We start from the raw sequence: 12,126 nt of genomic DNA, 5'->3' as shown, positions 1-12,126 counted from the left end.
TCAGGCGATGGCAGGCAGGACGATCTCGTCGCTGCGCTGGACCCCCGCGGTGAATGCCCGGCAGAGATCGAGAAATTCACGCATGGCCGAGGTCTGGTATTTCTGTTTGTGCCAGATGAAGTAGAACTGCCGCGCCAGGTCCATGTCCGGGGTTTCCACGGCCACGAGGCTGCCGCGGCGGAAAGCGTCACGCAAGGCCAGGCGCGAGATGCAGCCAATCCCCAGGCCTGATTCCACGGCGCGCTTGATCGCTTCGGTGTGTTCCAGCTCCAGGCGAATGTTCAGCGCGCTGCGGTGGTGGCGCATGGCTTGGTCGAAGGTCAGTCGCGTACCGGAGCCCTGTTCACGGAGGATCCAGGCCTCGTGGGTCAACTCCTCCATGGTCGCCTGTCCACGCTTGGCCAATGGATGCTGGGGCGCGCAGAACACCACCAACTCGTCTTCGACCCAGCTCTGTACCTCGATGTCTGGATGGCTGCAATCGCCTTCGATTAGACCCAGATCAATTTCATAATGGGCAACCTGGTGCACGATATTGGCAGTGTTTTGTACGTGCAGCTTCACCTGGCTTTCAGGATGACGTTGCATGAAGCCGCCGATCAGCAGGGTCGCCAGGTAATTGCCAATGGTCAGCGTGGCGCCAACCGCCAGCGAACCGAAGCCGGACTTGCCGTTGAGCAAGTCTTCGATCTCCTTGGCCTGGTCCAGGAGCGCCACCGCTTGTGGTAGCAGCTGCTTGCCCAGGGCGTTGAGACTCAGGCGCTTGCCGGCGCGGTCGAACAGTTGGCAGCTGGATTGGCGCTCCAATTCGGTGATGGAGGTGCTGGCGGCCGACTGCGACAGATTGAGCAGGCCCGCGGCACGGGACACGCTTTCCTGCTGGGCGACGGCGACGAAGACTTGAAGTTGACGTAGAGTAAATCGCATATCGATATAACCGATAACCCTTATCTTAATAATCCATTTAACAGATATTGTCGCCGCCATTAGAATGCGATGCAATTGCGCAGATTACCGGCGCAGGCATCATTTCCAGGAGTCCCCCGTACATGAGCAACATGAACCACGAGCGTGTCCTCAGTGTTCATCACTGGAACGACACTCTGTTCAGCTTCAAGTGCACCCGCGATCCGGGCCTGCGCTTCGAGAACGGTCAGTTCGTGATGATCGGCCTGCAACAGCCCAACGGCCGCCCGCTTATGCGCGCTTATTCGATTGCCAGCCCGAACTGGGAAGAGCATCTCGAATTCTTCAGCATCAAGGTTCCCGACGGTCCGTTGACTTCCCAGTTGCAGCATCTGAAGGAAGGCGACGAGATCATCATCAGCAAGAAGCCTACCGGCACGCTGGTGCTGGACGACCTCAAGCCTGGCAAGCATTTGTACCTGCTCAGCACCGGTACCGGCCTGGCGCCGTTCATGAGCGTCATCCAGGATCCGGAAACCTATGAGCGCTTCGAAAAGGTGATCCTGTGCCACGGCGTGCGTTACGTCAATGAAGTCGCCTATCGCGAATTCATCACCGAACACTTGCCACAGAACGAGTTCTTCGGCGAAGCGCTGCGTGACAAGCTGATCTACTACCCGACCGTGACCCGCGAGCCGTTCGAGAACGAAGGCCGCCTCACCGACCTGATGCGCAGCGGCAAGCTGTTCCGCGACATCGGCCTGCCACCGATCAACCCGCAGGACGACCGCGCCATGCTGTGCGGCAGCCCAAGCATGCTCGACGAGACCAGCGAAGTGCTCAACAGCTTCGGCCTGACCGTTTCGCCGCGCATGCGCGAGCCGGGTGATTACCTGATCGAGCGGGCGTTTGTAGAAAAGTAAGCTGTATTTGGAGCGACTGACACCCGTTGCGCCATAAAAAAGCCCGCGCCGCCTGATGAAGGCCGCGCGGGCTTTTTCGTTCCGGCGTTTTATTTAATCGCTGGAACGACTTCCAACACCCGAATCAATCCCGGCTTCGGATAGTGCCAACGGACATCCAGATCCCAGAACTGCGCACCGTATTCCCTTTCAGCTGTAGGAACCTGATACGCCGGGCGTGGGTCTTGGGCCAGGCATTGTTCGATCAGCTCCACCAAGGGCTCTTCGAGGCGCACGGCATGGTCGCGCGCTTGGAGCAGGGCGGTGTCCGTCCATTGCACCGGAATCAAGTCAGGCGCGGCGCTGGCGATGCTGTTGGAGGCTGAGCTGATGATGTCGGCGTAGGGCACGTAGGGCTTGATATCCAATACGGGCGTGCCGTCCAGCAGATCGATTCCCGATATCCACAAGCGACCGGCTTCGACCCGTTCCAGCTTCACCACCGATTGGCCGATGCCGTTGGGACGGTGGGTGGCGCGAGTGGCGAATACGCCCATCGATTTGTTGCCGCCCAGGCGCGGCGGTCGCACTTTCAACCGCGGCTTGTCTTCCAGGGCCTGGTGGAAGAGGAACAGCAACCAGACATGGCTGACCTGCTCCAGGCCCTGCACCGCATCCCCTTGATCGAACGGCGCGACCAGTTCCAGCACCCCGCGCGCGGCCGGGGCCAGTTGCGGTTGGCGCGGAATGGCGAACTTCTCCTTGAAGCAGGAGCGGACGACGCCGATAGGGGAAACATTGTAGATCATCGGGGTTTTCAGCCGCGAACGCGCAGCGTCAGGCCCTTGAGGAAATTGCGCAGCAACTGATCGCCGCACGGCCGGTAGTTGGTATGGCCAAACTTGCGAAACAGCGCGCTCAGTTCCGGCTTGGACACCGGAAACTCGGCCGCCTTGAGGATCGCGTGCATGTCGTCTTCCTTCAGTTCGAAGGCCACGCGCAGTTTTTTCAGGATGATGTTGTTGGTGACCGGCACTTCGATCGGCTGCGGTGGACGGCTTTCATCCTTGCCGCGCTTGAAGATCACCAGGCCATCGAGAAAGTGGGCCATGACCAGGTCGGGGCAGAACACGAAGCCTTCTTCCTCGTCTTTCTTGAGGTAGCCGGCCAGGTCCGCCAAGGTGACGTCCAGGCCGCCCAGCTTGATGATCTCGATGACTTTCTTGTCGCTGATATCCAGCATGTAGCGCACGCTGCGCAGTACGTCGTTGTGAATCATGTGTGTAATCCTGATGAATCGGCAGTGGGCGCGCCGGTTCGTTGCGGCGCCGGAAAATTAGAATTTCTCTTTGGCAGACAGGTAGCGCCACTGGCCCAGGGGCACTTTGCCGATGGACACGCCGCCGATGCGGATGCGGCGGATGGCGACGACCTTGAGGCCGACGGCTTGGCAAAACAGCGCGATCACGCCCGGTTGCGGGTTTTTCATGGCGAAGCGCAGGCGGTTTTCGTTTTGCCAGCTGGCCTTGACCGCCGGCAACTCCTTGCCTTTGTAAGTCAGCCCGTGGTTCAAGCGATTGAGGCCGTGGGCGACCATCTCGCCCTCGACTTCAACTACGTATTCCTGCTCGATCTTGGCCGCGTCGGCCGTAAGCTTGCGCAGGATTTTCCAGTCTTGGGTAAACACCAGGAGCCCGCTGGCGCCGGCCTGCAAATCGGCGCTGGCGGTCAGGCGCAGGAAGTGGCCCTTGAGCGGACGCTTGCCGAAGCGATGTTCTTCGCTCAAGGTCTGCGGTCCCAGGGTTGCCATGGCCGTGTCGACATCCATGCCCGCCGGGACGTTCATCAGGATGGTCACTGGCTCCGGCGCGGTGGCCTTTGCTTCGGGGTCGAGTTCGACCTTTTGGGTGGTGACCTTGAACTGCGGTTCATCGATGACTTCGCCGTCCACGGTGACCCAGCCGCCCTCGATGAACAGCTCAGCCTCCCGACGGGAGCAGCCGACGAGTTCGATGAGACGCTTGGAGAGACGAATCGGGTCAGTCATGACGGGGCCGTAACAAAAAGGGGTGGGCATTGTACCTGTCTGGCGCCGGTTAATCGCGGGTCCATTTGCCTCATGCCGTTTTTAGCCGCGCCCAGCCTTCAGGTCGGGCTGCTTGTAACGCATGTGCAGCAGCGGGTAGGGCTGGTCCATGCCATCCTTGGCCGAACGACCGACGACTTCGAACCCTTGCTTGAGGTAGAAGCCGAGGGCCTGAGGGTTCTGTTCATTGACGTCCAGCTCATCGGCGTTCAAGTGTTCGATGGCATAGCGCAGCAATTGTTTGCCCAGGCCTTGGCCGCGATGCTCGGGGTCGATGAACAGCATTTCGATCTTGCCGGCCGCGACCCCGGCGAAGCCCGTGATGCGCTGTCGTGAATCCCGGGTGCAGATGAGCATCACCGCGTCCAGGTAACGCGTGAGCACGAGGTTTTTCAGCAGCTCGATATAGCTGTTGGGCAGGAAATCGTGGGTGGCCCGTACCGATGCCTCCCAGACGCGGGTCAATTCCTGATAATCGCTCGGTTTCGGTGTGCAGATGACCGAATGCTGGCGCATGTCCGCCTGTTCCTTGTGGTGGAGTTTTCATGTCTGCATACGATAGCCGTAAAAAAGCCCCGCATCTTGTTGCAAGAGCGGGGCTTTCAATTTTTTGCTGTTGGAACAACCAGCGGTGAATCTTTGAGGCGGCAGATCAGCCGATCTGCTCAGCCCACAAATCATACTCATCGGCGTCGGTAACCTTGCACCAGACCTTGTCGCCCGGCTTGAGATTGCTGCCGTTGTCGATGAATACGTTGCCGTCGATTTCCGGAGCGTCGAAGAAGCAGCGACCCACGGCGCCTTGTTCGTCGACTTCGTCCACCAGCACTTCGATTTCGCGGCCGATGCGCATCTGCAGGCGCGCCGAGCTGATGGCCTGCTGGTGCGCCATGAAGCGCTCCCAACGGTCCTGCTTGACGTCGTCCGGCACCACATCCAGGTTCAGGTCATTGGCCGGTGCGCCTTCGACGGGCGAGTACTGGAAGCAGCCGACACGGTCGAGCTGGGCTTCGGTCAGCCAGTCCAGCAGGTACTGGAAGTCTTCTTCGGTTTCGCCGGGGAAGCCGACGATGAAGGTGGAGCGGATGATCAGGTCCGGGCAGATTTCGCGCCAGTTCTTGATGCGCGCCAGGGTCTTGTCTTCGAAGGCCGGGCGTTTCATGGCCTTGAGGACTTTCGGGCTGGCGTGCTGGAACGGGATGTCAAGGTACGGCAGGATCTTGCCAGCCGCCATCAGCGGGATCAGTTCGTCGACATGCGGGTACGGGTAGACGTAATGCAGGCGGACCCAGACGCCGAGGGTGCTGAGGGCTTCGCACAGCTCGGTCATGCGGGTTTTCACCGGCGCGCCGTTCCAGAAGCCGGTGCGGTATTTCACGTCGACGCCGTAGGCGCTGGTGTCCTGGGAAATCACCAACAGTTCCTTGACGCCGGCCTTGACCAGGCGCTGGGCCTCGTCGAGCACATCGCCGACCGGGCGGCTCACCAGTTTGCCGCGCATAGAGGGGATGATGCAGAAGCTGCAGCTATGGTTGCAGCCTTCGGAAATCTTCAGGTAGGCATAGTGGCGCGGGGTCAGCTTGATGCCTTGCGGCGGCACCAGGTCGATCAGCGGGTTGTGGTCCTGGCGTGGTGGCACGACTTCGTGCACGGCGTTGACCACTTGCTCGTACTGCTGCGGCCCGGTCACGGACAACACGCTCGGGTGCACGTCGCGGATATTGCCTTCTTCCACGCCCATGCAACCGGTGACGATGACCTTGCCGTTTTCCTTGATGGCTTCACCGATCACTTCAAGGGATTCAGCCTTGGCCGAATCGATAAAGCCGCAGGTGTTGACCACCACCACGTCGGCGTCCTGGTAAGTGGACACAACGTCATAACCTTCCATGCGCAGCTGGGTCAGGATGCGCTCGGAGTCGACCAGCGCTTTCGGGCAACCCAGGGATACGAAGCCAACCTTGGGATTGGCTGGCGCGGTAGTGGTGGACATGTCTAACCTCGGTGTAAGGGGGATCGTCTCTTGTCGAGACAGGGCGCCTGGCGCGCCTCTGATCAAAAAGTGCGCAATTCTATCCGTGGTCGTCGCACTTGACCAGCTTTATACCGGGAAATGCGACGAGTGCTGCGCTATGCTTCGCGCCTTTGCCTTCTGGCGATTGTTACAGTCAACAAAATGTCTGTAACAAAGCGTAAAACCGCCCATGCTGTTTCACAAAGCGTACGGCTTATTTCAAGAAGGCAGGTCTGGAAAATCAGGAGTGTTGGATGGGTCATGCAAGTAGTCAGGCGGCGGGTGCCGAGCATTCGGCAGCCAAGCCGCTGAGCATGCTGGTCGCGGCTGCGGGGGTGGTTTATGGCGATATCGGCACGAGCCCGTTGTACACCATTAAGGAAGTGTTTTCCGGCCAGTATGGGGTGCAGGTCAACCATGACGGCGTGTTCGGGATCCTTGCGCTGATTTTCTGGTCGCTGGTCTGGGTGGTCTCGATCAAATACGTGCTGTTCATCCTGCGTGCGGACAACCAGGGCGAGGGCGGCATCATGTCGCTGACGGCGCTGGCCCGTCGGGCATCCGTCTCCTATCCCAGGTTACGCACGGCGTTGGTTATTCTCGGGTTGGTCGGTGCCTCGCTGTTTTATGGTGACAGCATGATCACCCCGGCCATTTCTGTCCTGTCGGCAGTAGAGGGGTTGGAGGTGGCCTTCGATGGCCTGGAACACTGGGTCGTGCCCATGTCGCTGGTGATCCTGGTGGGGCTTTTTCTGATCCAGAAACATGGTACCGACCGGATCGGCAAACTGTTCGGGCCGGTCATGGTGCTGTGGTTCGTGGTGCTCGGAGGGTTGGGCATCCATGGCATCGCGCAACATCCCGAAGTACTCAATGCCCTGAACCCTGCCTGGGGCGTGCGCTTTTTTATGGTTCATCCGGGCGTAGGCGTCGCCATCCTGGGCGCAGTGGTATTGGCGCTGACCGGCGCTGAAGCGTTGTACGCGGACATGGGCCACTTCGGGCGCAAACCCATCGCTCGGGCCTGGTTCGCCCTCGTGCTGCCGGGATTGGTGCTCAATTATTTCGGCCAGGGCGCTTTGTTGTTGGAAAATCCGGAGGCCGCGCGCAATCCATTCTATCTGTTGGCGCCGGACTGGGCCTTGGTACCGCTGGTCGTGCTCTCGACTCTCGCCACCGTCATCGCCTCGCAAGCGGTGATTTCCGGCGCATTCTCCCTGACCCGACAGGCCATCCAGTTGGGGTATATCCCGCGCATGCATATCCAGCACACCTCCAGTGCCGAGCAAGGGCAGATCTACATTGGCGCGGTGAACTGGGCGTTGATGGTCGGTGTGATCCTATTGGTGCTCGGTTTCGAGTCGTCCGGAGCCTTGGCGTCGGCCTATGGCGTGGCGGTGACCGGAACCATGCTGATTACCAGTATTCTGGTGTCGGCGGTGGCGTTGCTGCTGTGGAAATGGCCGCCCCTGTTGACGGTGCCGCTGTTGGCAGGTTTTTTACTGGTGGACAGCCTGTTCTTTGCCGCCAACGTACCGAAAATCGTGCAGGGCGGTGCGTTCCCGGTACTGGCTGGGATTGTGCTGTTCGTTCTGATGACAACCTGGAAGCGTGGCAAGGAATTGCTGGTGGATCGATTGGATGAGGGGGCGTTGCCTCTGCCAATATTCATTAGCAGCATCCGTGTCCAGCCTCCCCATCGAGTCAAGGGCACTGCCGTGTTCCTGACTGCACGCTCGGACGCCGTGCCTCACGCGCTGCTGCACAACCTGTTGCACAACCAAGTGCTGCATGAACAGGTGGTGTTGCTGACGGTGGTATACGAAGACATCCCCCGCGTGCCAGCGCAGCGACGCTTCGAGGTCGATGCCTACGGCGACGGATTCTTCCGCGTGATTCTGCACTTCGGCTTCACCGACGAGCCGGACGTGCCCGAGGCGCTCAAGCTGTGCCATTTGGACGACCTGGATTTCAGTCCGATGCGCACTACCTATTTCCTCAGTCGCGAGACCGTCATCGCCTCCAAGCTCGAAGGCATGGCTCGTTGGCGTGAGTCGTTGTTCGCCTTCATGTTGAAGAATGCCAACGGCAACCTGCGTTTCTTCAATCTGCCGTTGAATCGGGTGATTGAGCTGGGGACACAGGTCGAGATGTAGTACCAGGAAAACAAAAAAAGCCCCCATTGCCGTGCGGCGATGGGGGCTTTCGCCAGGCTTATCCCTGCTTACTGCACGGCAGGTTTGTTCTGGCGCTTGTCGATCTCGCCTATCAACCGCTTGGCCAGGGCCGGGTAGTTTTCATCGAAGTGGTGGCCGCCAGGCAACTTGATGACTTCTCCCACGGCGGTCTTGTCAGTGCAGCCGCTTTCGTTGGCCTCTTCGGCACCGTAGATGCACACCACCTTCTCGGCAGGCAGCTTGGCCATTTCCGGACCGGTGGCCGCTTCGGTGCCGGCGTTGCCGAGCCAGCCCTCGACTTCGATTTCGAAGCTGCCGGTGCGGGCGAAGGCGAGCAGGATGATTGCATCGACCCGCTGTTGCTCTGTCGCCGGCAGGCGGTTGTAGATCGCCGGCAGCACATCGGCGCCGAAGGAATAGCCGGTCAGGATAAAGCGCTTGGTGCCCCAGATCTGGCGGTAGTGCTGCATCAGCTCGGTCAGGTCGGCGGCGCTCTGTTCGGGACTTTTGTGCTGCCAATAGTAGCGCAGGGTGTCGATCCCGACGACCGGATAGCCGACCTTGGCCATTTCATCGGCCACGTCGCGGTCCAGGTCGCGCCAGCCACCGTCGCCGGAAAGGAACAGGGTCACGGTATCCCGGGCCTGGCTGGCGGGCACTTCCACCACCGGGATGCTCAGGCCGCCCTTGCCCTTGTCGGCACCTACCAAAATCTTGCGCAGTTCGTTGTTCAGCACTTGCGGGAGGTTGATGTCGTAGTCGCTGATGCTGGTTTCGGCATTGGATTGATCGCGAACGAACCCGGCGCTGGTGTCGTCGGGGTTATCGTTCCAGGCGACCAGCCAACGACCGTGGGCGGCGCTCTTGGGCAGCAGGTGCGTGCAGCCGGGCTTTTCCAGGGCCAGGTCCACCGAGACGGCCCGGGCCTTGTCGTCCTTCTGCTCGGCCAGCCAGCGCCAGGCCAGTACGGCGCCGGGGCCGATGCCGCTGACCAGCGTGGCCGGGCCATGCAGCTCCCTCAGGCCGGCCTGCAGGGCGCGGCCCTGCAACATGCAGTCCTTGGGCAGGATCACCTGGACTATTTCTGCCGAGCCGCTGCGGCTGAGGGTCGTCAATTGGGTGTCGCTGAGCTTCTGGTCTTCATTGACCGCCACCAGTACCTGGGCACGGGGCTTGGAACCGGGAACGACGCGGGTCATCGGTACGCCGTCGGCGGGTTCCAGTTGTTCCAGGGTCGGTTGCGGGGCAGGGCGGTTCCAATACCAGTAGCCGCCGCCGAGAATCACAGCCAGCACCAGCAGGGCGGCCACTACGTATCGCCACGAGCGTTGCATCATCAGCGTTTCACCAATCCAGTCAGGCCGCCTGCAATCAGGGCAGCGGTATCGGCCAGCGCCACCAGCGGATCAAGTCCGGCGGGCACGGCCATGTAACGAGGTTCCCAGTCAGGCTGGAATTTGTCTTTGAAGCGGCGCAGCCCCTGGAAATTGTAGAGCTGCTCGCCACGGCGAAACACCATCGAACCCAGGCGCTGGGTCAGCGGTGCACCGCGCCGCGGTTGCAGGCCCGACAGTGGGACCATGCCGAGGCTGAAGCGAGCGTAGTCGTGATTTTTGTAATGCTGGATGAGGCCGACCATCATGAATTCCATGGTCAGCTTTGGCGCGTCCGGGTGGGCGCGCATGAGGTCAAGGCTCGCCAGTTCGTGGCTATAGGTTTCCAGCAGGTTGGCGAACGCCACCGGCCGGCCTTCGAAGCGAATCACCGCGATGCGGAAATGCTTGAGGTAATCATCGCTGAAGCGCCCGAGGGAGAAGCCTTTTTCCCGCACATTCTTGCCGGTCAGCCAGGCATCGGAAATGACTTTCAGCTCATCCATGGGCGCCTGGCCCGGCTCGTGGATCTCCAGCGACAGGCCGTCGCGGGTGCCGCGATTCCAGGTGTAGCGCAGGTCCTTCATCTCCTTGCCCTTGGCTTCGAGATCGAAGCGCTTGAGGTCGACCCGCGCCTCTTCGCCCAACTTGATCGCGGTCAGGCCGATGTCCATGTAATACGGCAGATTCTCGGCACGGACCTGATAGAACACTGGCCGGGCGTGGTAGACGTCGCACAAGTCACGGAACTGCCAGATCATTTCCGCCCGTTGCTGGCTCGGCCCGATCGGGTCGTACAGCGCGACAAGACTGCGGCCACGACGGGCATACATCAGGAACGCTTCGTCGTTGGGGTGAAACAGCAGCGCCTTATCGCCGGTCAGGGCCAAGCCGCCGTCGGGTTGGGAAGAGGCCATGAGAAGGGCCTTGGCACGTTCCAGCTCTTGCGCCGTGGGCAAGTGAATCACCGGTCGCGCGGTGCGCAGCAGCCAGGTCAGCGATACCACCACCAGTAGCACAGCGGCGCCCAACAGCGAGCGCAGGCCCCGGGGGGCGTCGGCATCCAAGGTGAATTGCCACCACAGTTGATGGCTGTAGGGCACGTCTTGATAGGCAAACAACAGCAGCCAGATCGATGCGCCCAGGACGCAAAGACTGGCGATCAGGAACAGTGGCGAGAACGGCAGCTCGGTGAGGCGGCTGGGTCGATAAAACGAACGCCGGAATATTGCGAGCAGGGCGGCCGTCAGGGTCAGCAGCGTGGCTTCCTCCCAATCAAAACCCTTGAGCAGCGAGAGCAGGGCGCCTACCAGCAACAGCACGGTGGTGAGCATCCAGGCGGCGGACAGACGACGGCGCAAGCCCTGGGCCAGCAACAGACACAGCACGCCAATCAGGCTGGCGCCAAAGTGCGAGGCGTCCACCAGTCGATGAGGAATCAGAAAGCCGATGTGCTCCAGGCGCGTGTCGATCTCGGGCGTCACCCCGGAAAACAGCAGTACCACGCCCGACAAGAACACCAACACCGCCAGGATCGGCGCCGCGAAACCGGACGCCGCCCGCAGGGACTGGCGCGTCTGGAACAGTCGTTGCGCCTCATTGATCAGCAGAAGCACGCACGCCACCAACATCGGCAGCAGCACGTAGATCAGGCGATACAGCAGGAGGGCGGCGGCCAGCGGCGCGGCTCCGAGTTTATCGGCAAACGCGGCCAGCAGGATCGCTTCGAATACCCCGACCCCGCCCGGCACGTGACTGAGGACACCGGCGGCCAGCGCGAGCAAGTACACCAGCAGGAACGGGCCGAACGGTGGCGCTTCGGGCAGCAACAGATAGAGCACCGTCGCGGCAGCGGCGACATCCAGCGCAGTAATGACCAACTGCAGCAACGTCAGGCGTCGGCCCGGCAGTCGCAGGGTCCTGCGCCCGGCCTTGACCAGCAGGCTGTCGCGGTAGGGTTGTTCCGGCAAGCGACGACGATAGATACCCACCGCCAGTACACCGGTAAGCAGAAGCACCGCGACAGCGATCGACCCCAGCAACGTAGCTGGAAGATGCAAGGCGGCGGACGCCGCGGGCAAATTGCTCAGCGTCGCCAGGGCGGCCAAGGGCGGCAGTGCGCAGCCCAGGGACAAACTGGCGAACAAGGTCATGTGCGCGACATCCGACGCCCCCAAGCCATGGCGGGCGTACAGGCGATAGCGAACCGAGCCGCCCGATAACAGCGAAAGGCCGATGGCATTGCCAATGGCAAAGGCGCTGAACCCGCCCAGGATCAAGGTCTGCGGTGGCAGTTTCACGCCTGCGTAGCGGGTGGCGGACCATTCGTAGCCCAGCAGGATGATGAAACCGGCCACGGTCGCGGCGATGGCTCCGAGCAGTGCCGGCCTGGGCACATCGAGGATCGAGTCGTGCAGGGCGTAGAGGTCGAGTTCGCTCAGGAGATGGCGGCAGGCAATCAAGGCGATTGCAAACAACAGCAACGTGACAGCGAGGCCAATGGGTTGGCGGTACTGGCTGATCCGCTCCATCCAGCGCAGTCGCTCGGCCTTGATCGGTTGTGTTGCAGTAACTGTGTCTTGTGGGTCAGACGAGTGGGCGCGCATCAATCACCTCTTGAGCTATGCGCGACAGGATGGGGGTATCCGGCCAAGTTACCAATCCCTGC

General features: G+C 61.1%; 10 protein-coding genes. 2 read left to right on the top strand and 8 right to left on the bottom strand.

Annotation, left to right across the window (positions count from 1 at the left end):
- A complete protein-coding gene (locus tag J3P79_RS20770; RefSeq protein ID WP_039594356.1) occupies positions 1-927 on the bottom strand; it encodes a LysR family transcriptional regulator in 927 nt (308 codons plus the stop codon).
- A gap of 122 nt (positions 928-1,049) precedes the next feature.
- Between J3P79_RS20770 and fpr the strand changes: the two genes are divergently transcribed.
- Positions 1,050-1,829 carry a ferredoxin-NADP reductase gene (fpr, locus tag J3P79_RS20765; RefSeq protein WP_003184787.1) on the top strand — a complete coding sequence of 260 codons (780 nt, stop codon included), beginning with the start codon at positions 1,050-1,052 and terminating at the stop codon, positions 1,827-1,829.
- A gap of 89 nt (positions 1,830-1,918) precedes the next feature.
- On the opposite strand, the gene tsaA is transcribed toward fpr, so the two are convergent.
- The 5 genes from tsaA to rimO form a co-directional block, all read right to left on the bottom strand.
- The gene (tsaA, locus tag J3P79_RS20760; protein WP_434605436.1) at positions 1,919-2,617 is read right to left on the bottom strand and encodes a tRNA (N6-threonylcarbamoyladenosine(37)-N6)-methyltransferase TrmO; all 699 of its coding nucleotides are present in this window, start codon (positions 2,615-2,617) and stop codon (positions 1,919-1,921) included.
- Positions 2,618-2,625: 8 nt separating this feature from the next.
- On the bottom strand, positions 2,626-3,087 hold the full coding sequence (locus tag J3P79_RS20755; RefSeq protein ID WP_039594358.1) for a DUF1456 family protein: 462 nt from the start codon (positions 3,085-3,087) through the stop codon (positions 2,626-2,628).
- Positions 3,088-3,144: 57 nt separating this feature from the next.
- Positions 3,145-3,855 carry an rRNA pseudouridine synthase gene (locus J3P79_RS20750; RefSeq protein WP_039594359.1) on the bottom strand — a complete coding sequence of 237 codons (711 nt, stop codon included), beginning with the start codon at positions 3,853-3,855 and terminating at the stop codon, positions 3,145-3,147.
- An 81-nt stretch (positions 3,856-3,936) separates the two neighbouring features.
- The gene (locus J3P79_RS20745; protein ID WP_434605434.1) at positions 3,937-4,410 is read right to left on the bottom strand and encodes a GNAT family N-acetyltransferase; all 474 of its coding nucleotides are present in this window, start codon (positions 4,408-4,410) and stop codon (positions 3,937-3,939) included.
- Between the two features lie 136 nt (positions 4,411-4,546).
- Positions 4,547-5,887, bottom strand: coding sequence for a 30S ribosomal protein S12 methylthiotransferase RimO (rimO, locus tag J3P79_RS20740; RefSeq protein WP_030139428.1), 1,341 nt, complete (start codon positions 5,885-5,887; stop codon positions 4,547-4,549).
- 335 nt (positions 5,888-6,222) lie between these two features.
- On the opposite strand from rimO, the gene J3P79_RS20735 reads away from it, so the two are divergent.
- A complete protein-coding gene (locus J3P79_RS20735) occupies positions 6,223-8,064 on the top strand; it encodes a potassium transporter Kup (RefSeq protein ID WP_434611566.1) in 1,842 nt (613 codons plus the stop codon).
- Between the two features lie 68 nt (positions 8,065-8,132).
- Here J3P79_RS20735 and J3P79_RS20730 read toward each other — a convergent pair whose 3' ends face one another.
- Together J3P79_RS20730 and mprF are read right to left on the bottom strand one after the other, a co-directional pair.
- Positions 8,133-9,422: a virulence factor family protein gene (locus J3P79_RS20730; protein ID WP_434605433.1), complete on the bottom strand. Its 1,290-nt coding sequence runs from the start codon at positions 9,420-9,422 to the stop codon at positions 8,133-8,135.
- Complete coding sequence (gene mprF, locus J3P79_RS20725; RefSeq protein WP_434611563.1) at positions 9,422-11,989, bottom strand: bifunctional lysylphosphatidylglycerol flippase/synthetase MprF; 2,568 nt, start codon at positions 11,987-11,989, stop codon at positions 9,422-9,424. Before mprF ends, J3P79_RS20730 begins: the two co-directional genes overlap by 1 nt.
- Between the last annotated feature and the right edge of the window lie 137 nt (positions 11,990-12,126).

It is taken from the genome of Pseudomonas sp. R1-7, from assembly GCF_051132105.1.
GTDB lineage: Bacteria > Pseudomonadota > Gammaproteobacteria > Pseudomonadales > Pseudomonadaceae > Aquipseudomonas.
The sequence above is the reverse complement of the archived record's forward strand: the minus strand, read 5'-3'. Positions and strand labels throughout refer to the sequence as shown.

Bases quoted from the DNA above. Each gene is read 5' to 3' on its own strand.
- J3P79_RS20770 (WP_039594356.1), bottom strand. From the start codon at position 927: ATGCGATTTACTCTACGTCAACTTCAAGTCTTCGTCGCCGTCGCCCAG.
- fpr (WP_003184787.1), top strand. From the start codon at position 1,050: ATGAGCAACATGAACCACGAGCGTGTCCTCAGTGTTCATCACTGGAAC.
- tsaA (WP_434605436.1), bottom strand. From the start codon at position 2,617: ATGATCTACAATGTTTCCCCTATCGGCGTCGTCCGCTCCTGCTTCAAG.
- J3P79_RS20755 (WP_039594358.1), bottom strand. From the start codon at position 3,087: ATGATTCACAACGACGTACTGCGCAGCGTGCGCTACATGCTGGATATC.
- J3P79_RS20750 (WP_039594359.1), bottom strand. From the start codon at position 3,855: ATGACTGACCCGATTCGTCTCTCCAAGCGTCTCATCGAACTCGTCGGC.
- J3P79_RS20745 (WP_434605434.1), bottom strand. From the start codon at position 4,410: ATGCGCCAGCATTCGGTCATCTGCACACCGAAACCGAGCGATTATCAG.
- rimO (WP_030139428.1), bottom strand. From the start codon at position 5,887: ATGTCCACCACTACCGCGCCAGCCAATCCCAAGGTTGGCTTCGTATCC.
- J3P79_RS20735 (WP_434611566.1), top strand. From the start codon at position 6,223: ATGCTGGTCGCGGCTGCGGGGGTGGTTTATGGCGATATCGGCACGAGC.
- J3P79_RS20730 (WP_434605433.1), bottom strand. From the start codon at position 9,422: ATGATGCAACGCTCGTGGCGATACGTAGTGGCCGCCCTGCTGGTGCTG.
- mprF (WP_434611563.1), bottom strand. From the start codon at position 11,989: ATGGAGCGGATCAGCCAGTACCGCCAACCCATTGGCCTCGCTGTCACG.